The organism is Wolbachia endosymbiont (group B) of Erebia ligea (genome assembly GCF_947179575.1).
GTDB lineage: Bacteria > Pseudomonadota > Alphaproteobacteria > Rickettsiales > Anaplasmataceae > Wolbachia > Wolbachia pipientis_C.
Window position 1 is genome coordinate 11,234 of record NZ_CAMXBW010000002.1, and the last position, 26,682, is coordinate 37,915.

13 protein-coding genes and 5 pseudogenes are annotated in these 26,682 nt (G+C 33.5%); 4 read left to right on the top strand and 14 right to left on the bottom strand.

The window, feature by feature from the left end:
• Positions 1-609 precede the first annotated feature (609 nt).
• The gene (locus OM962_RS00520) at positions 610-3,528 is read left to right on the top strand and encodes an ankyrin repeat domain-containing protein (protein WP_264330405.1); all 2,919 of its coding nucleotides are present in this window, start codon (positions 610-612) and stop codon (positions 3,526-3,528) included.
• Positions 3,529-3,594: 66 nt separating this feature from the next.
• Here OM962_RS00520 and tnpC read toward each other — a convergent pair whose 3' ends face one another.
• The 7 genes and pseudogenes from tnpC to mutL form a co-directional block, all read right to left on the bottom strand.
• Positions 3,595-4,947, bottom strand: coding sequence for an IS66 family transposase (gene tnpC, locus OM962_RS00525; RefSeq protein ID WP_264330459.1), 1,353 nt, complete (start codon positions 4,945-4,947; stop codon positions 3,595-3,597).
• 77 nt (positions 4,948-5,024) lie between these two features.
• Positions 5,025-5,384, bottom strand: a complete 360-nt coding sequence (locus OM962_RS00530) for a helix-turn-helix domain-containing protein (protein WP_264330466.1) — start codon at positions 5,382-5,384, stop codon at positions 5,025-5,027.
• An 89-nt stretch (positions 5,385-5,473) separates the two neighbouring features.
• The gene (gene wmk / locus OM962_RS00535; protein WP_264330467.1) at positions 5,474-6,382 is read right to left on the bottom strand and encodes a WO male-killing family protein Wmk; all 909 of its coding nucleotides are present in this window, start codon (positions 6,380-6,382) and stop codon (positions 5,474-5,476) included.
• Between the two features lie 86 nt (positions 6,383-6,468).
• A pseudogene (locus tag OM962_RS00540) lies at positions 6,469-7,657 on the bottom strand (hypothetical protein).
• Between the two features lie 170 nt (positions 7,658-7,827).
• On the bottom strand, positions 7,828-8,493 hold the full coding sequence (locus OM962_RS00545) for a JAB domain-containing protein (RefSeq protein ID WP_264330468.1): 666 nt from the start codon (positions 8,491-8,493) through the stop codon (positions 7,828-7,830).
• A 171-nt stretch (positions 8,494-8,664) separates the two neighbouring features.
• The gene (gene wmk / locus OM962_RS00550) at positions 8,665-9,603 is read right to left on the bottom strand and encodes a WO male-killing family protein Wmk (protein ID WP_264330469.1); all 939 of its coding nucleotides are present in this window, start codon (positions 9,601-9,603) and stop codon (positions 8,665-8,667) included.
• Between the two features lie 68 nt (positions 9,604-9,671).
• Positions 9,672-11,459 carry a DNA mismatch repair endonuclease MutL gene (mutL, locus tag OM962_RS00555; RefSeq protein WP_264330470.1) on the bottom strand — a complete coding sequence of 596 codons (1,788 nt, stop codon included), beginning with the start codon at positions 11,457-11,459 and terminating at the stop codon, positions 9,672-9,674.
• 205 nt (positions 11,460-11,664) lie between these two features.
• Here mutL and OM962_RS00560 point away from each other — a divergent pair, with 205 nt between their 5' ends.
• On the top strand, positions 11,665-12,534 hold the full coding sequence (locus tag OM962_RS00560) for an Rpn family recombination-promoting nuclease/putative transposase (RefSeq protein ID WP_264330471.1): 870 nt from the start codon (positions 11,665-11,667) through the stop codon (positions 12,532-12,534).
• 181 nt (positions 12,535-12,715) lie between these two features.
• On the opposite strand, the gene OM962_RS00565 is transcribed toward OM962_RS00560, so the two are convergent.
• The 5 genes and pseudogenes from OM962_RS00565 to OM962_RS07715 all read right to left on the bottom strand — a co-directional run.
• Positions 12,716-12,871: a hypothetical protein gene (locus OM962_RS00565; RefSeq protein WP_167495309.1), complete on the bottom strand. Its 156-nt coding sequence runs from the start codon at positions 12,869-12,871 to the stop codon at positions 12,716-12,718.
• A 22-nt stretch (positions 12,872-12,893) separates the two neighbouring features.
• Positions 12,894-19,736, bottom strand: a complete 6,843-nt coding sequence (locus OM962_RS00570) for a latrotoxin-related protein (protein WP_264330472.1) — start codon at positions 19,734-19,736, stop codon at positions 12,894-12,896.
• 8 nt (positions 19,737-19,744) lie between these two features.
• Positions 19,745-21,250: a hypothetical protein gene (locus OM962_RS00575; protein WP_264330473.1), complete on the bottom strand. Its 1,506-nt coding sequence runs from the start codon at positions 21,248-21,250 to the stop codon at positions 19,745-19,747.
• 229 nt (positions 21,251-21,479) lie between these two features.
• A pseudogene (locus OM962_RS00580) lies at positions 21,480-22,027 on the bottom strand (IS630 family transposase); the annotation flags it as partial.
• 155 nt (positions 22,028-22,182) lie between these two features.
• A pseudogene (locus OM962_RS07715) lies at positions 22,183-22,284 on the bottom strand (hypothetical protein); the annotation flags it as partial.
• A 366-nt stretch (positions 22,285-22,650) separates the two neighbouring features.
• On the opposite strand from OM962_RS07715, the gene OM962_RS00585 reads away from it, so the two are divergent.
• Together OM962_RS00585 and OM962_RS00590 are read left to right on the top strand one after the other, a co-directional pair.
• Positions 22,651-23,886, top strand: a complete 1,236-nt coding sequence (locus OM962_RS00585) for a hypothetical protein (RefSeq protein WP_264330474.1) — start codon at positions 22,651-22,653, stop codon at positions 23,884-23,886.
• Between the two features lie 443 nt (positions 23,887-24,329).
• On the top strand, positions 24,330-24,953 hold the full coding sequence (locus OM962_RS00590; RefSeq protein ID WP_264330994.1) for an IS5 family transposase: 624 nt from the start codon (positions 24,330-24,332) through the stop codon (positions 24,951-24,953).
• On the opposite strand, the pseudogene OM962_RS07720 reads toward OM962_RS00590, so the two are convergent.
• Positions 24,919-25,173, bottom strand: a pseudogene (locus OM962_RS07720) (ankyrin repeat domain-containing protein); the annotation flags it as partial. The gene OM962_RS00590 and the pseudogene OM962_RS07720 overlap by 35 nt on opposite strands.
• 234 nt (positions 25,174-25,407) lie before the next feature.
• Positions 25,408-26,233: pseudogene (locus OM962_RS00595) on the bottom strand (transposase).
• Between the last annotated feature and the right edge of the window lie 449 nt (positions 26,234-26,682).

The following is a 26,682-nucleotide window of genomic DNA, read 5'->3' on the forward strand; positions in this document are numbered from 1 at the left end:
GGACTACCAAACGATACATACGAACTTTTTAATATAGTGATTTTGCTATACGCTAAAACTAGCTATATTAGCGGATTTCATCGATATCTACATACGAACTGTTTTGCCCAAGCTTATGAAAATAATTTAAATCCTCTATTTTTATAACCTTATTTTTACGCGGCTTGTTCTCACAAATATACGACCTTTTTTGCAATCTTATGAAGAGTCAATAATTCAATTCTTTATAACACTAGCTAGCATGGTACTTTTACTAAAGTATTTTTTGAAAAAGTTAGTTGACTTATAAATCATTCTCTACTAATATTGGCATGTATTTGTTTATTCTGCTGAAGTTGCTCCATACAGGTTTGCTGTAAAAACTTCAGCAGTTTCCGTACTCCTTTAAAGCATCATATTCCTATATATTAAATATAGCTGGTGTTCTCAATTTTGTTGATCTATAGTAAAATTGGCTAAAACTTCCAGTAATAAACAACTTTTAACCTAGCAGTACTCACCATAAAAACTTAACAAAAATATGAGTAGTAAAAAGATTATGTTGAAATTAGCTTGACACATACTACACATTCTATATAATATATTCTATATCTAGAGCTAGCAGGTAATATGGGTACAGGGTCAGTAAAATATATTGCAGGACCTATCAGTGAACAAAGCAAACACACTGATGAGCAAAAACTGAAGTGTGACCTAAGTGCTGGACAAGAGTGTTCAGAAATAGGTAGCCCAAAAACAGAAGCAACTGAATTACCAGTAGATAGTTATTATGAATTCATTAAGCGAGATTTATTTTGGGCTGATAGAAGTTTGATAGATGATAAAAAATACTTAGAGGATTTAATAGATGAGTGGCTTATTCATGCACCTAACTTAAAACTGGAAAAGAGTCAAAAAAAGTTAAATCAAAAATTACTCAATAGTATTATAAAAGATTTTAATATGGGGAATTATGACTCATTTTCAAATCTTAAGCAGTTTTTAGAAAGTAACGAGAAAAATAAAGACCTGAAGTACGTTCTTAATCTAAAAAGAGGGCATCTAGGAACAACAGTATTGAATGTGTTTGTCGCACACGATGAAGCCATTCATCCTCTTCTCAAAGCTGGTGCTGATCTAAATATGAAGGATAATAAAGGTAAAACACTTTTGCATGATACTGCTATTTATTCCAGTGAGTATGAAGGTCTAAAGTATCTCTTAGATGCAAAAACTGATCCAAATATACAAGATAAAAAAGGTAATACACCTTTACACTATTATGCTGCTAATTGTAATGATTATAGCAGAAAGGTTATGGATTTACTCATAAGCAAAGGAGCTGATTTAAACATAAAAAATAACAATGGAAAAACCCCACTGCAAATTGCAATTGATAGCAACAATATTATAGAGTGTTTTTTAACTGACAACCAAAAAAAGTTAAGAGACCAACTACGTAAAATGGTTAAAGCTACAGATTCTGATGAAGATTGGGATAATCCTTATGGTCCAGGTGTTGAAGATCTGAAAAAATTTTTAGATAAACATAAAAATAACCAAGATTTAAAGATAGTTTTAAATGTTAAGGGTGATAGTTCAATTTGGCCGTTTTGTCAATTTCCTGATGTAAAAGCTTTACTCTTAAAAGCAGGAGCAACTGACTTTGTAGGTAATAAGCAAGATAATTGTGAAAAATGTGATAGTCTCTTATCAGAGATGTATCAAACAAATCAACTTGCTAAGCTAAATAAGTTTTTGAGTAAGGTAGTAAAAGCTAAAAGCATGATTGAACTACAGGAAGTTGTAAATGAGATTATAGCTTCTGGAATGAGATTAAATTTTGCTAAAGACAAAGATTATTACTTTGCAGATCACGTACTAGAAAAAATTGCTCAGCTAGAAGGAAGCTATGGAATTGCCAGTGATATAGTGTGTGCATTAATATCGAGAGGAGCAAAGTTAAAAAACTCAGATAGTTTAAAAGTCATTGATACAATAGAACGAGAGTTTAAAGATCATAAAGCTAATGTAATCAAGGCTCATGTAGAGTACATTAATTATGCTGAAGAATTTTTTAGAGTTGCAAAGGATGCTACCAGTGGTCAACTGTGTGATGGAAAAATCGATAACAGTGTATCTTACTTAGAATACTCAGAGGATAGTATAATAGATGTTGCAAAAATCACAGATAGAACAAGGAATTTAGGAATACCTCAAGGAGAAAAAGGATATGGAAGGAGTGTAATAAAAATTGGCAAAAGTGAGGTGGAAATTATAACCCAAGATGGCATAAGGAATTACACAGATCTTACAGAAGGCAGCGATGTAGTATTAACTTTCTATACTAGTTTGGGAAATGTAGACGTTAGGCTGTATCCTGACATACAGAATAAAAGCAAAATTATAGTAGAAGTGAGTAATAGAGAGGAAATATTAGAAAAATTCAAAGGTCGCGAAGAAGAGTTAGGCAATGATTGCGAGCTTGGTAACTACTGGGTCTACGATGCTATTGAACAGGGATATTTTGAAAGGTCTGGAAAATTAATGCATACTGAAGTAATAAGCGAGTCTAACAACAAATGGACAGAACGTGAAGAGTTAAGAAAGGATTCTATGGAGGAAGTTGCTAGAAGGCATAAGTTATTACAAGATTTACGCAATATTGAGTCTAATATTGTGAAAAAGGAGAAGAATTTTGACGTAAAAACTTACCTGATAGATATCTTTAAAATTTTATCTAGGTTCTATGAAGAAAAAGGGGATATTTCTAAAACAGACTTAGCTAAAGCAGCAGAAAAGGAAAGTAAAAAATTGGGGTTAGAAGGTAAATACAACTGGAGTAAGATTTTTGGTTTAGAGGAAGAAATTATTGAAAAGGCAGAAAAACAAGGTGATAAAGAGCAAAAATCAAACATACCTGATGACTTCTATTTAGGGCACGCAATCAATAATGGAAGCTGTTTTTTTGATTCATTCAGGCAAAGTCTGGAACAACAGAAGGGAATCAAAGTTACTGTAGAGCAGTTAAGGAATGAGTGTAAGAGATTTGCGCAAGACAATCCTCCAGAGTGGTTTATAAGTAAAATTGGCAATGACTTTGATGAGGTTGAAGGTGAGTTCGTAAATCGTGGAATTACGTGTAACCAATATATCAATAGCATTGGAAAGAATGAATTTTGGGGACGTTCCGATATCGAGGGCAGAGTACTTTGTGATAAGTATGGTGTGAAATTGCATGTTGCAGAAAGTAACCCATTGCACACTATTGATAAGCAACAAGATCCGTTCTTGCATCAGTTAATAGATAGCTCAGGATCAAAAGCAGGTAAGATAGATTATAGTCACAATAGTGTCTTACATATGGTAAATGGAGGCCATGATCATTTTCAACCCCTACTTTATAGAAATAAGGCCTTGGCAAAACAAACGCAAGAACAAAAAGATTCCTTATGCTATTCAAGCTTGCCAAGCTGTAGTATGGATGAGTTAAAGATAGAAAAAAAAGCATCTCATCAACAGAAGGCACTGCTTGTAAGTAGACCATAGCTTTGTATATGATTTGTTACACAGCAATGATGGGAGAAGTTTATTGTATCCGTTCAGAGGTGTGGTTTAAGAAACAACAGCTAGCAGGTTTTGAAAAGGGTTTAATTCCTTTTGTTTCCAAGTCAGATACAACGAAATTATCCGCTCAAGAAATCTATTCCCTCGCTCTGACTGTGCAAAATATGAATTCTTACGATAGACAACATAATGCCGTATCTGTCGCTCAACATGGTTATTCGTTAATGGAATATTCTCTGGGTCATCCAAAAATGTCCACATCATTGACTCGGATTTTATAATACCCTTTACCGTTCGTGAAGCTCCTTTTGCTTCAAGTATATAAGATATTTTTATCATGCAGTACTGTATGTATCTTCGTAATTCTTTAGCTTGCTTAGTGAACTTTGAAATACTAATTTCATTTTCTGACAAAGCGTTTTTTAATACAAACAATCCATTAGCTGCGTCTTTTAAACAATGGCCAAGTCTCATTACTTCACTATTCCAACTATGAGATAACCTCTCGAAATTTCTCAATAAGTGAGCCCAACAAATTTGTCGTTTTTCATCACTGAAGTGGTTGTAAACTGCATATCTGTCAGTAATTACCAGGTTTTTGTAATCACAAAATGCACTATTCTTTAAAAATTTCATTCCTCTTGTATCTGCTAACTTCATAAGACTTGCTTTATTGTTGGCAAACATCCAGCACCATCCCAATTTGCCTTTGTTGTAGTGACTGGTTTCATCAATATGCAAAATTTCGCTTGCTTTTATTTCTTCCTCTATTTGTTCATAGGCTTCTTTACATTTTGACGAAACCCTTGCTTCACTATTGGACACACTACCAACACTTATACTCATGTTAAAGATGTCTTTCATAATATTCGCTATTTCTCGCTTTGAATTCTTATAAAACCCACTTAGTGATGCAACTACTGACTTAACTCTAGGACCAAAGGTATCCGGTGTAACTCCTTCTGGTAATTTGCTACTCCTTCTTTTTCCGCATTTACGACAGCGACCATGTTCTAATTGATACTCAACTACGTAAGGCTTAATTTCTGGTAAATCAACTTTTTGATAGACATATGGTTTTTCCGATATTGCGATTTCTTCACCACACTCGCATCTATTTGGTAACTCTACCTTCACCACCTCATCTGCTTCCATTTTAGCTCGGCAATTCCCCTTATGTCCAACTTGACCACCTATCTTCCTGCCGCCCTCTGACTTATCTTCTGGTGTGTCTTTTTTTATTTTGTACAGCTCTTTTGAACTTGGTAAAGATGAATTCCTTGAGTTTAAGCCGAGTCTCTCTCTTAGTTCAGCATTCTCTATTTCTAAGATTTTATTTTTTTCTTCAATCTTTGCTACTTTCTGCTCTAAGTTTTTACATAACTCTACAATACTGATCAACAATTGAAGCATCTAGCCTTACTTTACTATCAACATTTTGTGTTATTACTACTTTAATATATTATGTCAATTGTTTTTTATCCTTGCCACACCTCTGAACGGATACATGGATACAGCTTCTTGCGTAATTCCTGATCCTTAATTTCTCTATGTATTTTTGTTAGATAGACTATTTCTTTATCCTCATCTTCGTACCAACCGTTTTCTCTTAGTACTGTTGGTCCTGGAAGTAGATCTACAACATTGACTGACAATGCTCTTGCTATTATATACGATTCTTTGATTGTAATAGCCTTGCACCCTAGTTCAAAGTTATGTATTTCCTTATGTGTTAAACCAATTTTGCTTGCTAATTTTGCCTGAGTATACCCTTGTACTATCCTACAACCTTCTATTTTTTTCCCTAGCTCGTAGCTCAATATGCTCTGAATTATCATAGATAAGTCCTCTAAAAGCTGTTTTTCCTACAGAAGCAAACATATATTCTATCACAAAAAAATCCACTATTGGCTAAGTTTTTATGAAATCACAAAAATTTCTCAATCATATAATTTGATAAGCCTGTCGTTTGCAAGATAATATCAACAGAAATTCCTTCTTTCACTAAATTCCTTGCAACTTCAATCTTCTTTTCCTCTCTGACCTTTTCTCTACAAACATGTATACCTTTAAATAAAGACTTGATTAGCATATCGCGTAATTCCCGACTCTCAATCTTTTTGTATTCTTCTATCAAGTTTGATAGCTTTTCTTCCGCTTCACTATCCTCATCTGATTCGGGAAGTAGATCTATGATACTGATTGATAATACCTTTGCTATTTCATCTAACATTTCAAGTGAGACAGCAGCTCGCCCTTGTTCATACTCGTATATTCCTTGATTTGTTATGCCAACTTTATTCGCTAAATCTTTTTGTGTATATCCTCGTATCAATCTCCACTCTTTTATCCTTTGCCCTACTTTGTATGGAACCGGAATTTTGTTCTCCTCATACTCACCAATAGATAAGTTAGTTGTTCGAGAGATAACATGAGCAGAAACTCCTACTTTCATCAAACCCCTTGCTACTTCTATTTTTACCGCTTTTCTGCTTTTTTCCTCACTCAAACGAATAAATTTGGTTAATAAATAAAATACCTCGCTTAATTCTTTATCTTTATAACCCTTTACTAAATTTAATATTTCTTCATCTTCAAAATATCTTTTTTCATCTGGTAGTGTTTCTCTACAAACTAGACCTTTCACATTCACTGATAGTGCTTCTGCTATGTCATATAACTTCTTAATTGGAATTTTACGGTTCCCTTTCTCATATTGCAGTATTACCCAGTACTTTACACCAATTTTCTCAGCTAAATCCTTCTGAGTATACCCTCGCTCTAACCTCCAATTTTTTACTTTTTGCCCTACCTCACAATCTAGACTTTTTTTCATACAAAGAACCATACATATAATATTTTCTACTATAGCTCAAAGGCTCCAGATATAATGGTAAACTCTGGAACCTTAAAATAAATGAATTAAAGCCCCCTAAAAGTTTCTTTACTATTTTCACGTACTTTATCTACCCATAAAGACAATTTTTCACTTGGGCTATCAACCTCCTTCATAAGCTGCTTGCTATTCCATATTCCACATCTTATAAAACTTCCCTTTTCTACTGCTTCTTTAAGTTTTACTCCAGCAAAAAGACAATTTTTTCCAATTTCTTCCCCTCTTTGTTGTAATTCAGCCCATAGTTCCTTATCCGCTACTTTTATTTGTACTTGATTGCAATTTTTTACGTCCTGGTACAATATAATATTTAGCTCACCAATGCTTGTAGGAAATTCTAATACAACAGAACTTCCATCTGACATATCGATATAGTTTCTTATACCTCCCTTCTCACTTTTAACCTCAACTGCATCATTGCCAATTTTTAAAATATTACTTCCTAACTCTCTCAGTATTTTGGCTACTTCTATTTTGCTATCTTCGGAAAATTCTATATACGATGTTGTATTGTCTATCTCGATATCTATTAATTCTCCTTCTTGCACAGCACTTTCGCCAGCTTTCTCTAGTTCTTCTAGTCTCTCATCTATCTGTGGCTGAACTTCTGGCTGTAGCTCATTATAGATTTCATCTATCAGTTTATTCTGTAGTAGAGTATCATGAAACTCTGCACCGCTTAACATTAATTTACGTATTACCTTTTTACGATCAACCTTATCAAATTTATGAAAATGTGTACCTAATACTACATACTCTGAGAAACTCCATTCCCCATCATTACATGCATTTAGCCTTGTTCCATCACCTATTACTTCATCTATAACTTTGTTCATCTCTTTTGGGGTTTTTGCTTTTACCACTCCACTCTTAAACCAGCTCAACTTTTCACTTTCGCTTATACTTGGCTTTATTTTTTGCAAGGCGGAGGTAAATGGATTTTTATCTTCTTGATCACTTGCAGGTTTTGTGCCATAAACATAGTCAAATCCTTTCCCACAGTTGATTTTGTTTTCGCGAACTTCTCTACCAGGGAAAGGTGCTATTTCCTCAGGCTTTTTAGCCTTATTAATTTTGCTTACAAAGGTGGATTGCTCCTTAGTACGACCTATTCCTACAATAGCATTTAACATCTCACCTTTTGATAAGATCAATGTTTAACTCGTAAGTACCTCCTTCTTGATCATCAAAAGGTACAATTATTTTATTACTCATATTAGCCTCCGCTATTAAATATATTTAACTAAGTCTATAACCGATTTTATTACTTTATTATTAATTCAATATATACTTTCTCATTAATTATAAGTAAGTATTAATGCATTTGCAAATACTTTCTTCATTCAAGTAGTTAAACAACTCATGAAAATCTTCAAACATCTGCTTTATAACAGTCCTTGCTCTTTAAAGCTAAAATACCCAACACTTGTGATGATAATGTGATCCAGCAACCTAATCCCTATAGTCTGACAAGCTTTAGCCAAGTCTTTAGTTACAGCTTCATCCTCATCAGATGGCTTTAACCTTCCTTCTGGGTGGTTATGCGATATTATTATTGACGTCGCTTTTCTTATTAATGCTTTTCTTGTTACTTCTCTTATGTAAAAAGGTACCTTATCCACTGTACCAGTAAACACTTCTTCCCCCTTTAAACGGCACTTTTGATCAAAATATATTATTTTCATCTTTTCCTCCTCTGAATAACCAATACTCACCCTTAAATATTTTACGATGGTTTCCAAGTTATCCATTACAGGTCCTTTCTTTAACTCTTCTCTTGGTACTCTTTTTGCAGCTTCCTTTAGGCATAAAATTACTGCTACTGTAGAGTCAGTTATCCCTTCTACAGTTTTCAAATCATCTATTTCCTGGCCTAAAACTCCTCCTATTCCAAAACTATCTATTAGCTTTCTAGCAATAATTCGAGCTTCTTCCCTATCATGTACTGCACTTAGAAACGTTTCTATTACTTCACGATCAAGTAGAGCTTTACCGTTGCTTTCTAATGCTCTGAACTCTATTTCTTCTCTACGATCTTTCTTATTATTCATAAAAATTACCCTTCACTAATAACAAAATGTTTTTATATATTTACTGCTGTTTTTTTGTCAGCATTGGCATAAGGCCATAGCTTTTGAGTGAAGTCAAATCAATTTTTAAATCTTTTTTGCTTATTTTTTTATGAATAGGTAAAGATATTAATATATGGCGATTTCTTTATTTTAAACTTGTTGAATTTCGTTCAAGGAGAGGCCTACTGTTTTTAAGATAATATTGATAGAAATTCCTTCCTTAACTAAATTCCTTGTAATTTTCATCCTTTCTACTCTCTTCACTTTCTCTTTGCAAACTTGCATGCTTTCAAACAGAGATTTTATTAGTACATTACGTAGCTCTTGGCTTTTAATCTTTTTATATTCTTCTATTAACCTTGATAGCTCTGCTTCACTATTCTCATTTTCTCTTGTTTCTGGAAGCAGATCTGTAATATTAATTAATAGTACCTTTGCTATTTCATCTAACATTTCAAGTGAAACAGCAGCTCGTCCTTGTTCATATTCATATATTCTTTGATTTATTATGCCCACTTTACTTGCTAAATCTTCTTGAGTGTATCCTCTTCTCAACCTCCATTCTTTTATTCTTTGACCTACTTTATACGGAATAGAAATTTTTTTCTCATCATTATCATATTCATCAACAGATAAATTGGTTGTTCGAGAGATAACATGAGCAGAAACTCCTTCCTTAACTAAACCCCTTGCTACTTCTATTTTCACCGCTTTTCCGCTTCTTTCCTCACTAATACGGATGAATCTGGTTAATAAGTAAAACGTTTCTCGTAATTCTTGATCCTTAATCTCTTTATGTCTTCTTACTAGATTTAATATCTCTTCACCCTCATACCTTTCCTCATTTGATACTTCTTGTCCGTAAGCTAGATCTCTAGCAGTTGTTGATAATGCTTCTGCTAACTCATATAATTTGTTAATTGAAATTCTGCGTGTTCCTTTTTCATATTGTAGTATGACCTGATATGTTGTATCGATTTTTTTTGCTAAATCTTTTTGACTATATCCCTTTGCTAATCTACGATTTCTTACTTCCTGTCCTATCACTTTGTAATCTAAAAAATTAGAGCATTTATTCTCTTTTTTCAAATTTTATACTCCATAATCAGAAGAGCTGTTACGTATACTTAATTGGCAACCTTTTTGACAAACTGAACTCATCTCCTTTCAAACAATTTTTCTATATCACTTAGTTTCATTTCTATATACGTTGGTCTTCCGTGATTGCATTGCCCAGCATAAGGTGTTTCCTCCATTTGTCTCATCAACTCATTCATCTCCTCCAACTTCATTTCCCTTCCAGCTCCATGGTACGCAATGGTAGCTAACACTTTTTCTTCTATAGGTAGAGCATCTCCTATCTCCATTAATCTATCAACTATATTCATCACCATCTCTTTCACATTTATTGTTCCTAAAATTGCAGGTATTTCTTTTATCGTTACTTTATCTTCTGATTGTATTTCAATATCAAAACCCATTTCAAAAAGCTCATCTTTATAAGTTTTAACCATCCCCATTCCAGCTTGGTTTTTAATTTCAACTGTTTCAGGAAGAAGTTTTTGTCTTTTTATGCTTGTTAAGCACTCGTATATCAACCTCTCATAGGCTGCATGTTGATCTACTATAATCAGCCTATCTCCAGCCTCAGCAATAATGTAAGTATTGTGGACCTGACAACGTGCATATCCTAGGGGATGATCCTCTACCAAATCAATTTGCTTCCTTTCTAAAACCATCGTTCCCTTTTGGGGTGGGGATTCTCCATACTTAAAAGTTTCTGGTAAGCTTTGCCTTCTTTCATCTGGTGCATTGAATTCTTTCATTAGACGATTTTCTAAAAGACTTGGTCTCTTTTCATAAAACTCTTTTTGATCTTTTTTCTCTTGACTATCAACCTGCTCTTGGCTTTTACTATCATTAAAAATTAGCTCCTCTTCAATACCTTGATCACCCGCTGCAAATCTCGTTGATAGTGTTTTTATTATCCCTCTTCTCACTATTTCATATATTAGCCTTTTATTCTGAAATCTTACTTCCGATTTATTTGGATGCACATTTACATCTACTTGATCGTATGGTATCTCTAAGTGCAGCACTGCAAAAGGATACCTCCCACTTGGAATAAAGTCCTGATACGCGTATCTAATTGCACCAACAAGTAGATTGTCTTTTATTGGCCTTCCATTAACAAACGTATAAATCTGAGTTGAGTTGCCACGATTGACATTAGGTTTACAGATGTGTCCCTTAAGTTTGATGCCTTCTTCTTCCTCTTTAACTTCCAGTGAATTGCTTTGAAATTCTTCTTCTATTTCACATAATCTGTTGAACAGCGAAGTTTGCTTAACATATTTTAAGAGCTTTTTATTACCAGAAGTGAGAGTAAACCCAATACTATAATTAATCATCGCTAAGTTATTCACAATATCAACAATACTTTGTGTTTCTGCCCTTTCGGTTTTTAGAAACTTTAGTCTATTTGGTGTAGCAAAAAATAAGTCACGAACTTCAATATATGTACCTTGCAACAAAGAACAAGGGGTAATCTCTCTTATTTTTTCTCCTCCCTCATACCTTATAGACCATGCTTCCTTTGCTCCACTTGCCTTAGACGATAATTTCATTCTGCTTACTGCTGCAATTGAAGGTAAAGCTTCTCCCCTAAACCCAAGGTGCTTGATTTCTATTAACTCACTATCGCTTAATTTTGAAGTGGCATGCCTCATAAATGCTAGTTCTAAGTCGTCCTTTTCTATTCCATTTCCATCATCTGTCACAGTTATAAGGTTACGTCCACCACTTTCTATTTTGATCTCTATCTCTGAACTTCCAGCATCTATTGCATTTTCTACTAATTCCTTTACTACACTCGCTGGCCTTTCTATTACCTCTCCCGCTGCTATACGATTTATAGTTTTTGTGTCTAAAAGAATTATTGCCATATTTTCAACTCTCAGTCTGATGAAGATATAGCTTTAATGTTAATAAAAATCAATCTCTATTAGGCATCTTCACTAATTTCAAAACAGAAATAATTGTAAAAAACCCAGGCCAAAATTTTATGGCAAGCTCTCCTGTAGTTTAATTTTAGTTGAATATTTCTTCACAATTGTGTATAATTATTAATGCTTTCTAGGTTAACTTATCATGGCTCTTTCGAAGTTTCTCGATCCAAAGAATGATATATCGTTCAAGCGCATCTTTGGCACTGAAAAAAATAAGGACATTCTTATTCACTTCCTTAATGATATCCTTGGCTTCACTGGCAAAAGTACAATACAGGATATAGAGTTCTTAAGTACTATTCAAGACCCTGATATTGCTTCTAAAAAACAAAGCATTGTTGATGTTCTTTGTAGGGATGAAAATGGGCTACAAGTCATAGTCGAAATGCAGGTCGCTAAAACTAAGGGCTTTGAAAAACGTGCTCAATACTATGCTGCTAAAGCCTATTCAAGACAAGTAGATAAAGGTGATCAATACCATGACCTTAAAGAAATTATCTTTATTGCTATAGCAGATTGTATTTTATTTCCTGATAAGTCTGAGTATAAATCAAAGCATACTATTCGCGATGAAGATACTAATGAACATGATCTAAAAGATTTTTACTTTATATTTATTGAGTTGCCTAAATTTCCAAAAACCAAAGAAGATCAGCTTTCAAGTATAGTTGAAAAATGGGTATACTTTTTCAGATATGCAGACGAAACTAGTGAAGAAGAACTAGAGAGAATAATAGGAAGTGATCTAATAATTAAAAGAGCATATGAAGAACTAAATAGATTCAACTGGTCAGAAAAAGAATTTATCGCCTATGAACAGGAGATCAAGCGTATTCGTGATGAACAGGCTGTCCTCGCTCAAAAACTCGATGATGCTAAACAAGAAGGTAGACAAGAAGAAAAAATCGAAGTTGCAAAAAACTCACTCAAGGCCGGTGTCTCTATTGATGTTATAGCTCAAATTACCGGTCTCTCTCATTCTGAAATTTCACAACTCAAAGAAAAAACATAATATTCCTACTTATTCACTTTAACACTTATAAAAACCTTTTCTAAGTTAGACATGTCCCCTAATTAAGAATCTAGTGAACTGTCTAAAATGGCTATAAAGATTGCACATAGAATTATATAAATTACTATCATAACGTTACCCTCTTATTCAGCCTTACATATTAAAGATATATACCGTAAGTTTAATATTGATAGTACATTAACCATTTATTTCCCAATTCTAGTCTTGTACTTCTCATTCCTACTTCATCCATGTTAGTATTAGAACCATCAAACTTGCTAAGGGGATCTACCACCTCCACTTTAAATTCTATTATAAGCTTTTCACTATTTGGCATATTATACCTTCCATATTCTCATCTACTTACTCAAAGTATTTCCAAGCTTGGTTACTCCTACATCAGAAAGACAAGTTGATACTTTGTCCTTTGAATGGCTGTGAACTGAAGCATTACTTAAATAACTTTGAGGCTCTAAACTTATCTGCTGTTTTTTTGTACCATCAACTTCTAATCTACCATCTCTGTTGTGTAATATCTGCTCTATTGATTGATTTAGCAGACCCTTATTAAATTGAGCTATAAACTTTTCAAATTTCTTCGGACTTAATTTACCAGCTTCTTTACCAGAACATGCTTTCTCTACATATGAGTTGAAAATCCCCGAAATCTCATCAAATTTACCACTCATGATTTTTCCTGTAACTTCTTTCTGTATTTCAACAAAATCAATATTTAACCGATGCATTGATATGCCACTTTTTAATGCAGCTTGTTCTACTACTTTCTCAAATTCCTCTGTAATATTTAATGCATAGCCCTGCGCTTCCAGTAATGATACGTGCTGATCTGCTGTAGAAATGTATTTTTGACCTGTAACTTTTCTAATAAGCACATCAAGTAACATGATTGTGCCGTTTATATCTACTGGTGAATCAACTTGTGAGATTGGACTTGTAGTACTTGATACTCCGTCAGACAATGTAGGTTTAGAATCTAATAACCGACCTATTGAGGTTTTTACTGAACCGAACAAACTGTTTATCCATGAAGATAGTGCACTTGCTCTGCTTATAGCTTTCTTATAGCGCACCTCTTCTGCCTTATTCACTTTGATTTTTTTTCTATTTATTGCAGCAATCTCTATGCCACCTACTACCATAACCTCTACATCATCATATCCTACTGTAGGACTTTTTTCATCTATCATAGACTCAATTTTACCTACTATAGCTTTTCCTTCTATTCTAGCTTTTGTTGTCTTTTCAATAGGTGAATAACGATGACGGTTCCCTCTATGATAAGCATGTCTTTTATGATGACGTATATGCTTTGGTGCAACGTATTCATTTCTTCTTTCTGCCTTCTCTAAAAAGGAAATTATGTTTGTGAAACCTTTATCTCTTGCAATATCTAAAGGCTTCTTACTATTATTGTCACGAATATTAACATCAGCATTTTTAAAAATCAGAAGTTGTAACAAACTAAAATCATGATTATTTTGAACTAAATAACCCATTAGAAGGACAACGCGGTGCAAAGACGTCTTGCCCTGGGTATCCTGAGCATTAACATCAATACCACTGTTAAGCAGCAGCTCTACAATCTTTAACTTAGTATCTTTTAGGTTATTAACGCCGTTATCAACAAAACACTGAGAGATAGCAAGGTGCAGAAATGTCTCGCCGAAATCGTTTTTAGCATTGATAAGAGTATATCTATCATCCCTGTTTCTCATACCATCAAGAAGAGCTTCAAGCAAGTTCGACTTATTCTCCTGGATAGCTTTTCTTATAAGTGACTTTGCTTCTTCAGGCCCTGAGGTTTTTATTAGCTGAGAATACTGTTTCTGTTTTTCTTTATTAAAGTCCATTATAACATCTTGTGGATTGCAAGTAGAAGCTATACATTTTGAGTTAGAAACTATTGTATCATTAAAAGCAAACATCATTTCTCTTGCTGGTTGATAAGTATTCCAGTTCTCTACTTTTACAAGAGTGTTATTTTTATGTGATAGCAATAAGGTATCATTCATAACTTTCATATCGAAATCTAATATAGACTTACCTTTCAAATCAACTAAACCAATATCATTCTTATTAATAGGCTGATTATGATAAATCTGTAACCCTTGTTCATCTGGTTTATAATACCTGAAAGAACTAAAATCATCAGCTCTTTCTCCAAATTCTTCTGGTTCTATAATTCTATTGTTTAGTTCTATAGATAAATCCCAGTTTCTATGAACAAAAGAATAGTAATCTGTGATATATGCTCCTTTATCTGATAACAATAGCAAATCATTATTGAGTTTTAAAAAAAGCACCTTATCTGAATCAAATGTGAAACAATTATAATGATTTAACAGATCAGTACCATTAACGCTAAATCTTCCATCTATTTTTAAGCTATGAGAACAATAATCACGCTCTAGTTCACCATTCTGAAGTTTATAATATTTTTCCCTATCAAATGTTACCGTAACATCTTTATAATCTGGTAGCAGGGTTACATTTAGTCTACTTTTGTTAATCTTTATTTCTCCTTCATTATTCTCTGCAAATTGTATATCATTTAATGTGCTATTTAATTGACTAAAGTCTAATATACCATTTGCTTGAGCAATCGTAATATTAGCACTTTTTTCATCGAAAAGATAAAGATGGTTTATATTACTTGGAGCTTCCCAGTAAAAATTATGGTGCTCTTTATCAGGATAAAAAATATGATTACTAAAACTACCTATAGTACTACGATAATTAGTACTTGATAATTGCTTTGTAATATTAAAGTTCCGATTATCTATTGTTTGCAACTTATCTAACTCATCATCTAATATAACATCACTACCAACGCTTTTTGTTATTTGTAGACTTGCTACTGTTCCAGTATTACTCTCTACTTTCGTTGGAGTTACAAACAAACCATCTGCTGTTTTTATTAATGTCTGTTTATCTACACTTATAGAATCTCCACTTTTATTATAAATATTTGTTCTGTCGTTAACATGAGTTATTTTATCTATATCACTAAAATTTATCGGCAATAATACTAAGCCACTTCCGTGAATAGAATCACCAAAATAACCTTTTATTGTAGCAAAGTTTTTTGCTGTTATTATATCATTTCCACCCTTACCATCTACATAATCTGCATTAGAGAACTTTATATAATTAGTTCTATTACTGCCGATAATAGAATGTATGTTTATTGAATCTGTAGTAAGATTACCTTGTGTTATAACTATATTCTTTTGTCTATCTGCTCCTAAATCACAAGAGAACTTCCCTGCTATGTAAAAGAAATTTCTACCTGAGTTATACACCTTGCAACTATCTAATGACTTTTCAAAATAGTACCTATTTTCTACCTTACCTCTTCTACCTCGATCACCATTTAAAATATCCTTTTCTTGAAAAACAACATTAATATTAGCATTTTGAGCTGTTATATAGTATACGCTTCCATACCCACGGAAATTCTTATTTCTGTATATAACCGCATTATAACAGTCGCTAGGGTATTCTTGTAAAAACCACTTTTCAAATGTTCTATTTAGTAATACATTACTATGATCATATAAGTTATCACATCCTGAGCCAATTCCATTTACAACACAGTCAGTACAGGGAGGATTATCAATTTGTACTTTAATATCGCTATCGTGTGGTCCGCAAACGACACTATAACTTTCAATGTTCGTAGGAATCACTCTAGAATTAATATCACTGATATGAAATGGATATGTAACATTCGTATTGAATCCAAAATCAAACTTAGTATCAACTATTTTTGTGTTAGTACGACAATAAACTCTGAGGAGTTGTATTTCCCCATAAACACGCTTTTCCTTTGTAACCAATATATAAGGCAGCGACATAACTATTTTATCATAATTACCTTTATATTGGCTTATAAGCTTTAATACATATTGTTTATATATACTTTCTGCCTCTATATCATTTTCTATATAATCTGGTACTTTTTTACCAAGAAAGAAATCCCAATACAAATCATGCTTCTCCTGATCTGTAAGATTTATGTGCTCTTCCAATTTCTCTACCTCAAGCTCTGCTTCTACAAATTGCGATATAATAATAACAGCAACTGAAATAGCAGTACCAACTGGACCAGCAAATTCTCCCATTACTCCAGCTTCTATTCCTACGGCTGACATTGTCTCAGTAACAATCGCAGGTACATCTGCAGCTATAAAAATGGAGTTAGTTGCGATGTTTAGGTCAGCAATCTTTATATCTACAGGATTCGTTGCACTTTCCCGAGCTTTTATCGACTCTGCTAACCCTAAAAATGCTGCAAAGTTACCTATAGCAGGTCCCATAACTGGGGCAAACCCCTTTAGCATTTGAGAATCAAGTTTTTCTCCTAATCCTAATATTTTTCCAGAGATTTTCTCACCAATCTTTGGCATTACCCAGAGATTTAATGTATCATAACCTAGGCCTTCTACATCTCCATTTGCTATATGTTTACCAACTAAAAATACTGTAAAGGCAAAACCTGCACTTTCTGCTACTTTCCCTATTTTTTCTGCTACCCCATATCCTCTGAGAATATTTTTGATTTCTTCTTTATTTTCTTTCATCTCCTTTACAATATCCTTGATCTCTGGGTCTATTGAATTTAGATCTACATTTTTAACCTTTGCAATAAATGCTTCTTCAACATTTTGGTCTGTAGCTTCACCTCTAGAGATTCGTTCAGAAACTTTGAAAAGCTGATCATAAAACTCAATATTCTTTACTCTTTCCGCTACCTTGTTAGCATTAAACAACTCTTTAATACGTTGCTCTTTTTCTTCCTCTGTAATATTTTCTTCATCACGTGAGTCTATGCAGTACATGCCTATATTTCTTATTTTTCTTCTTTTAGCTTCTAAACATTCCATTTGAGGCCCAGTTTCAAGCCTTAGCCTTTTTCTTGCACCACCTCTTTCGGGAGAGCTAATCTCACCTTGAGATGTGGTATGATAGACTTCAATACTTTTTATGCTTGCTGTAATTAAATCTTTATCGGACCTACTAGATTGATTAAAAACCATGGCTAAAAACTTGGCTGTTCTCTTATCAGTAAAAGATCTAAGAATTTTATATTTGTCACTCATCTGTTTTTCTGCATGTCCTAATTTTTTCTTTACACTACTATTAGCACATTTTAATTCTATGATAATTGGTTCATCTTCCTCAATAGTAGATTCATCTCCTTGCAAATATGTAAAAGATAGCGCCAGGTCCATTTTCCCTAATGAAGATATATTAGATTCCACATACACTTTAATCTCTTTACCATCTTGCGTTTTTCCATTTATCAATAACCCTTGCATTATTGCTTGAAAGTCCACTTCTCTTTTTATTAATTCCTTAAAAGGCAATAAAGCTTCTACTAAAGGAGATAGTGACTCTTTTAACTTATTTCCCATCATCTCTTCATCTTTACTTTCCTTAAGCAAGTCTACAACATCAATTCCACGTAATTGTTCAATTAAGCTATTTACGTCAACATTCCCTATTCTTTCAAATTTACCCTTGTATCTATTTTTAGAGTTATGAGAGACTTCTTTTATATTTATATCCTGAAAATAAGACTTATCTTTTCTTTCTCCTACTTCAAACCCACCTAGGTTATTCTTTACTCCTGTGTTTATTATCAGGTCGATTTTAACTGCAGAATCAATATCCAGTTCATCAATTGGAGGAATTTTATTACTGTCAAATCTCTTTTGCCTTCTAAGTTCTCTTAATTCACCACTACGTTCTATAATATTTAATATTACTGCTCTATCTTCCCCTTGATTGAATAGTAGAAATGTAGTAGCCTCTCTTCCTATACTTCTATCTTCATTCTGATAAGTGAAAATATTTTTATCTATACTATCCATAGCTAAAATCTGTCCGAACACTAGTTTGCTTAAATAGTTTTTATCCTTACTTGGTATCAAGTGATATAAGTTCTTTAGTTCTGCCTTTAAATTTTCCTTTGCTTCATTGCCATCAAAATCTTTAGCACCTTCTAATAATTGATGCACAAAACCTTGGGATTGAAAAATCTTAGCTTGTTCTGTCTTTACTTCAGCATAACTAATTCCCACTATAACCGCCTCTTCTGCTTTAGTTCTAATGCTGAGGTTATACAAATAACCTTTGTTCTTGATCTGTGTTATAGCTTCATCAGCAGTATGACCTTCTCCTTTAAACTCAACAACTACTGGAACAGGTTTAGGATTTATCCTACCATTTGCATCTTTTGTACGTGACATAAGTATTAAATCTGCACGTCCGTTACCTGCAGCACGTTCAACATAACAATTAAGACCATAACGATATTTAAAATTTAATGCTAAAGCTCCATAAACAAACCCATGATATGCTGCTTCTGAGTTGCCCAGTGAAAACTTTCCCTGATTACTTTTGTATATTTCGGCCAGTTCAAGAAAAATTTCTCTAATACCAACTATTACTTGATCTATACTCTTATCAGAAAGCTGTTTAAATGCACCTTCAAGACTTGTAGACCGACCTATATTGATCTCCTCAAATTCACTAGTTTGAGATGGAGAAGACACCAAATCCTTAAATTTTTCTTTTACTCTATCTCTTTGTTCTCTATATAGTTCGAATGACAGGTTGCCTAAATCTTCTTCAGTACGCATATGAAACGAATACTCATTTATATCTGTGTTATCTATGTCAGAGATCTCTAGTGTTTTTGCTATCTCTTTAAGTTCATCATCATTATAACAATATTTCCGTTTTAAATCCCCATAACCTGTAATTTGATCATTTGTAAAAGCTCTAAGAACCACTTGTTTTCTTCCACTTTTTTCAAGAAAAAAGCATAGTTTTACAATGCTAATCTCATTTTTCAATCCCTCTACTTTCAAATTAGTACGCTTAATATACACCTTATTGATGCCAAGCTTTTCTACTAGACCACTATTAGGAAGGGTTAAAATCGATCCTAATATGCTATGAATAAAAAACTCAGGACTAGATGTTGAACCAATATTTGGAGTTTCACGAAGAAATAAACTAAACTTTTCAGCAAATCCCTTAGGTGCATCGAAATTTACTGAGAGAACAGGGTTACCCTTACTGTTACCTGGATTAATTGGTTCAGTGAGTAATAATTCTATTAACTCAAGCTTGTGTTCAATATGTTTCGCTTCAGCTGTTGCTCTTGGCATTTTCTTATCTATTTCTTCATACTGTGTGTCACTTCCTCAAGTTCTATACTACGAAGTTTCTTTGCTGGACTACTTTCTTCTCCTTCTATTCCTCTCTTTTTGTCATTTTCTTGAATAAGATTATCCAGTAATTGAAAAAACTTATCCCATTTATCTTTCCTCTTTGTAAATTCCTCTCTTGAACAACACCATGTTATACGTTCTTTAAATTCCTCCCTAAATTTTACCATTTCATTTTTTGATGATATACATTCTCGAATGAAGAACTCAATAAATCCCCCCCTATCACCATAAATCAAATCTTGGCAAATATCTTGCCCCCTACTACAAAAAATAAGCCTTTCTTTCTCTTTGGGAGTTGCATCTTGAAAGATCAGTTTGATATTTTCCACATCTTCAACCTTAAATAAGTCTAGTAATAATAACCCACCTGATCCGCATTTATCTATTACATGTTTTGTGTGAGTACTAGGACCTTGCTGCCAAAATATTCCAAAGAGCTTTTGATAATTGTAATCTTTATTACCATCTATCATCTTATTAACGATTACTCTCAATAAACAATCATAACCTTCTTCAGAAAGGAAAGCCCACATATGCTGCGCTGTTTCCATAAAAAAACTCTGCCATGGCCAATCCAAAAAGCACTTTAGCACTTCATAAGAGCAGCTCTTGAACACTTCCATTTGTTGTTCTCTATCCATTTCTGAAAGTAAAAAGCACAAAACATCAATATAATTCTCCCTGGAAAAATCTGTAAACTCACTAACACAGTCACAACGTCTTTTTGCCACATATTCTGCAGTTCTTACTAAGACCTTATCTTTTTCTTCAGGAGTTAACTTTTGTAGGAAATATCTGGTTGCTGCTTCATTGCCACTAACTGCTGAACGTCGAAATGCATACTCATAATGAGTAACACTATCATCTTGACAATATCTTCTTATTATATCGCCTAACTGAGCTGTTTCTTCTTCTATATGATGGGACCAGAACGATACTAGAGGTGATTCATTTATTCTTATTTTCCTAAGATCTTTTCCATAGAGTTTCCTACCACTGATTTGTTTCCATAGGGTGAGAATATTATCTTCTAAACAATAAGTGCATGCTAATCTATAGCGCTTAGCAATATCTAAATTTTCATCTTGCACTAATATCTTTGCTGTTTTCTCTTTATCAATAGTGCCTTGTGGTGTCCAACAAAGCTTGCTTAAGCTTGCTCTAGCATCTTTGCCACCTAAAAGATTTTTATGATATTGTTTCCATATGAGTATCTGCCAACCTATTGCTTCAACAAAACTTGATAGTTCCTTTTTTAACAATTCTGGCAGCGGAAGTTTTAGTACCTTTTTTATCACTTCATCCTCTACCTTTTGCCATTCTCTTTTTCTTTCACTGACATTTAGGATTGGTGATGAGAAGTAAAACTTTGACGCTAAATCCCAGGCATCATCTTGATTCCATAACGTAATAGCTATTTCCACAAGAGCTTTATGCTTAAGTGATGGCATTAGAGTGTAATTCATTACCTAACCCGATTAAAATACTCAATATACTATGATTTTCTATCGGTTCAAGATAAAACACAGCTAAAAAATTGTGTAAAGTTTAACGGCACAAAAAAAATTCTATTAACCCCAACTATGGGTTAGAAAGAAGTGAAAAAAGGCTGGAAAGTGGGTAAACTCCAAGTAATTCTTTCAATTTAGGAGATTACCTATGAAGAAAGATATTACAGAGCCCAACTTTCGAATGTGTGCCAAACCTTGATTCATCAAAGAAAAATAGCTCTTTTTCTGGATACTTGCCAATAACTTCATTGAGATTTTTTTTTGAATTCCTCTTGTTTACTTTTATCTTGTACGTTGTGTACTGGTCTTGGTGTAATATATGAAAATTTCATCTTTTGTATATGGCGGTGTACTGTAGATTTGCTGATATTTAATCCGAACTTTTCCTGGATTCTTATTCTCATTTCTTTAATGGTAATATTAGGATTTTCTTCTATCCATGCTTCAACTTGCTGTAGTTGAGCCTGATTTAATTTAGTTCTTTTACGGCGTTGTGGAGGAGCAAACAGTTTTTCTTCTCTGCCAAATTTTAAGAATTTTATCCACGAAGTTAGTGCGCTTCTTGAAATGCAATATATTTTTGCTACAGCCGTTATACTATGCTTTTTTGCCGCAATTACAGCATTTAGTTTTTTTGAAACATATGCATTGTTCCTTACTTTCTTCAGCATTTCTTTTGCTCACTTTTTCATCCAATAATTTTGATCTTAATGCCATTTAAACCTCGCTACTTCACTTACTTTAGTATGGCTTTTTTTCCATTATTGTCTATCCGTTCTTTGTATAGTGGGAATGGGAATTGGTATTACTTAATAAATTTACTGATATCGGTATGCCTCTTTTCGAATTTGCCTTGTAAATTCCTTCCATCTCTACATCTTATTGACAGCTATGCAACAAAGCCATTCAGGATCTGCATTATTGTTTAACAGAATTTCGACAATTTCTCTGTAACCTTTTTGAGCTGCAAGGTGTAATGGTACACAATCCTGATTTTCAAGTTAGCATTTTCTCCATTATCTAGCAGCATTTTAGCTATCTGATTCACAATACAAGAGTTCTATTTAGAGCTATTTTCAAAAATCTTTGTGCTTTGTATATGTAGCTTATATTTGTTTGGAATGCTTGACTCCTGATTTATAAAATGCTATCATTAATGATACTACAATGTGTAAAGTGAGGAGGTTATGAATCTTAGACTAATTCAGGAAGAAACAAAAGAAATTCCATTTTGCACAACTCCTTATTCATTGCATTATGAAATTCGAAGGCCACTAATGGAAATGTTTGGGCTAGGGTCTAAAAAAGGCTGTTGTTCTAATCCGTACACTGGGAAGTGCATGATAACTGATAATAAATTAGCCCCTATTGTGCAGCTTACACAAGGAGTGGATGCGGATATAGTAATAGATAACACAACTAAAACAGTATATGCAAAAGAGATTAAAAATAAACAACAAAAAATAGATTTAATATATGATAAGGATCGTATTGGCGCAAAAGAAGTGCATGATATTCAGCTTCTTAAGGCTGGTAAAAGAGTAACAATACCATCTAAATATAAAAGTTTTGAAGATTATAGGAGAGAGCTACAGAAAAAATCTTCTTATATAGTTATAAGGGCTGAAGTAACACAACATTTAGATCATTCAGGAAAGCTGCTGAATGATCCTATAGAAAGCGTTGTTCATTATACTACTTTTCCTAAGTTAAAAGGAAATACCTTAGACTACAAGTATTTTGCTAGAAGTCGAGAGTTAATAGGTAGCAGAAAATCTGAGCTACAAGATAAGTTTAAAAACGTAGTAAAACTGAATGCCTTAATGGCTGCCAAACATAAAGAAGGATTAAGCATTGTGGTACCTAATGCTTTTTTGAGTGGTTTGAGTAATGATGAGCAAAAAGAAGCAAAAATAGCTTTTGTCAATGCAGCAATAGAAGCTGCTAAGGAAATAGAGCAAGATAGTGGAAAATACTCAGGATTTTGTGGGATATTTGTCAATACTGGAAATACTCAAGATTTAAATAAGCTGATAAGCGACAGTGGCATCAAAAGCATTGCTATTAATTATGGTGATCTTAGCGCGCCAAGTAGGGTATCAAAAGAAGGAAAGTTTGCAGAATCTATAATGGGTGAGGGAGTTGGATACGTTGGTAATGGTGCATTATCCGCACGAGGTAATATTGCAGTGGAGGAAAATCTTACTAGAAGAACGTTAGGAGAAACTGTGTTAATGTTTAGTGGAGCATTTAATGAAAAGGTGCTAGATAAAAATTGTTACAGGGGAGAAAATGTGAAATCTGACAGAGTACAAAATAAGACACAAAACATTCAACGTCACAGGTCAACTGTGTATTTCACTTTATCAGCATCTCTTTCAGCTTTGATTATAGCATTAGCATTTGTGACACAAACATATATATTTTTAGCAGCACTTATTGTACCTGCAGTAATTGGACTATGTGGGTGGTCATTATATGAGAAAGAAAAAGGAGATAAACCTAGCTCTAATATTCAAAATAATGTAAAAGCAGAGAGAGCCCTTGATAGTTATAGGGATACACAAACGAACTAGAGCACTTTGCTTATGTACTTATTTAATTTCAGTGTTTGCTATTTGTTTTTTATCCCATTGCTAATACCAATACTCATTGTTGGTAGGTCAAATAGGAGAGATTGCAGATGTAATAGTTTAGACTTAATCTGACAGGGTAATAAAGTAAGATAAAAATATAAACAAATTTTAAAGGAGTGTCAGATATGAGTACAACACAAGAAAAAATACTAAAATCAAAGTTGGGGTTGTTAGAGCCCGTCTTGAAACTGAGTAGAAAGAAGTTAAGAAGTATGGTATAAGATATATTTTAAGATGTACCAAGCGACATAAGTGACAAAGAATGGAAGATAATAGAGCCATATTTTGAACCTTAAAAGACCGGCAGAGCAAGAAAACATAGTATTAGAACAATTGTTAACGCAATCCGCTATATGATGAGAACAGGATGTCAATGAAGACAACTGCCTAAAGATTTTCCACCATGGAAAACCGTGTATAGTTGTGATTCGCGCTTAAAAAAAAGTGGAATATGGCAAGAAATTCATGATTTTCTAGTTAAAAAAGTAAGAGAGATAATCGGTAAGAATGAAACTCCATCAGTGGGAATAATAGACAGCCAGTCAGTAAAAACGACTCAAAAAGGGGATCGAGAGGGATACGATGCTGGAAAGAAAATAAAGGGCAGAAAACGCCATATCATTGTAGATACTGTGGGTCTTGTAATTGCTGCTGAAGTACACAGTGCAAGTATTCAAGATCGCGATAGTGCTCTAGATCTTTTTGCTCAGGCTAAATGCAAAGCCCCAACCTTACGAAAGTTTTTTGCCGATCAAGGGTACACAGGTAAATTACAAAATCGATGTTTATTGGAAACTGGATGTTTGCTAACAATTGCCAAGAAATTGGTTGATACAGGATTTCAGATTATTCCTAAACGTTGGATCGTAGAACGGACATTTGCCTGGCTTTCCAATTTTAGACGTATGAACAAGGATTATGAGCATTCTCCCCTCACTTCAAAAACTAATATCTTCTTTAATATGATCACTATTATACTTCACAAATTAGCTCATTTTTTGGTTTGAAGACATGCTCTAAGTGATTATTTTTAGCAGCAAGAGATATAGGTGTTTGTCCGTATTGATTTTTTGCATAAATATCAGCTCTTTCTTCACCCACAAGATAGGTTACTACACTCAAATTACCAACTTTAGCAGCTAAGTGTAAAGGAGTATTGCCATCACTACCTTTAGTGTTAATGCTGGCTCCTCTTTCTATAAGCTCCTTAACTCTATCAAGGTTACCTTTTTTACAGCATCAAATAATTCGCTGTTTGGGTTCTCAATAGAAACCTCTGTTATAGTTGTTGAAGTTTCTGTAGTAAGCTCAGATATTTGCATAAACCCCCCAATGATATTAACCTTTCTTTACACTATAAAGCTGTTACTAAATTATATAAATTTGAGTATCTATAGCATAAGACCTGCTGCGAATCAAGCGATAAAAAAAGGGAAGGAGGGTGACTAAAATCAAGGTTAACTAAAAGGAGTGCTTAAGATTCACAATACCAGCAATAATATTGAACCTCAGGTTATATTTTTTCTGAAAATTGCGGTAAACATGGGACATAATCTTAAATATCTTTACCTCACGGATCTTATTTTCTACTCTCATTCTAAATGATGCTAATCGTCTATTATGCTCTTTCTGCTCTGAAGTTAATGGCTTTTTACGGTACTTTTTATATGACATTACTTTGCAATTTTTGCCAACCTTGATATCCAGAATCGGCATATTTTATGCTATCGAGTGGTAGATATTTTCCTTGTTTCCTTATGCGAAAATCACTAATTCTACCACGATATGACTTTGACACTGATAAAATTCTTCCATCTTCTTCGATAACAATCTCAGTTTTCATAGTGTTGGTTCTTTTTTTTCCTGAATATGACTTCTTCCGTTTTTTACTATCTTCTGGCCTCTGTATTTGCTGTTCTGTAACATCAGCCAGAATCTTTAGTATTTTTTCTGATGTCATACTTCTATCTTTTGTTATAGTAACTTTCTTGGCAAGTAATGGCTCTATTTTCTTCAGTAACCTACATACATTTGCGTTGTGCATATTGAACAGGCACCCTAAAAATCTATGTGTTATGTAAGTGCGATAGTACAAAATTACGCAAAATAACTTATCTTCCAGAGTTGGTAGTTGTGATCTTCTACCATGGCACTTTTTCTGTTTTTCAAGTTTTTTCCACTCAGACCTCACTTTTTCCACCACCTTTTCAAACTCCTCTATAGTTAAACCTGTTATATTACGAAAGTTTCTTGGGTGCTTCTTCATTTTATAGTAACTAAAGCTCATTTTTTACCTTACTCGATCTGCTTATTCTTCTTCTACCTCTCTCGCATCACTTTTTCAATTACCTTTTGCAGCAGGTCTTTTGCTATTCTCAAATGGATTACTGTTAATTTAATATTAAGTATTATTAAGAACCTAAACAATATGACCATTTCCAGTGTTCAAAACTAATGGTGGTGAGAAGTGTTTTTCTTGGAATCAATTGGTCTACCATGTGATACATACGAACTTTTATTTATAATAATTTTACTATACGGTAAAACTAGCCATATTAGCCCATTTGATCCATATCTACATACGAACTGTTTTACCTAAGCTTATTAAAATAATTTAAATCTTCTATTTTTATAACCTTATTTTTACGCTGCTTGTTCTCACAAATATAAGATCTTTTTTCTTTTTAAACAAAGTAAACATTTAAAATTTTTATGACGCTGAGAAATTAAGGTATT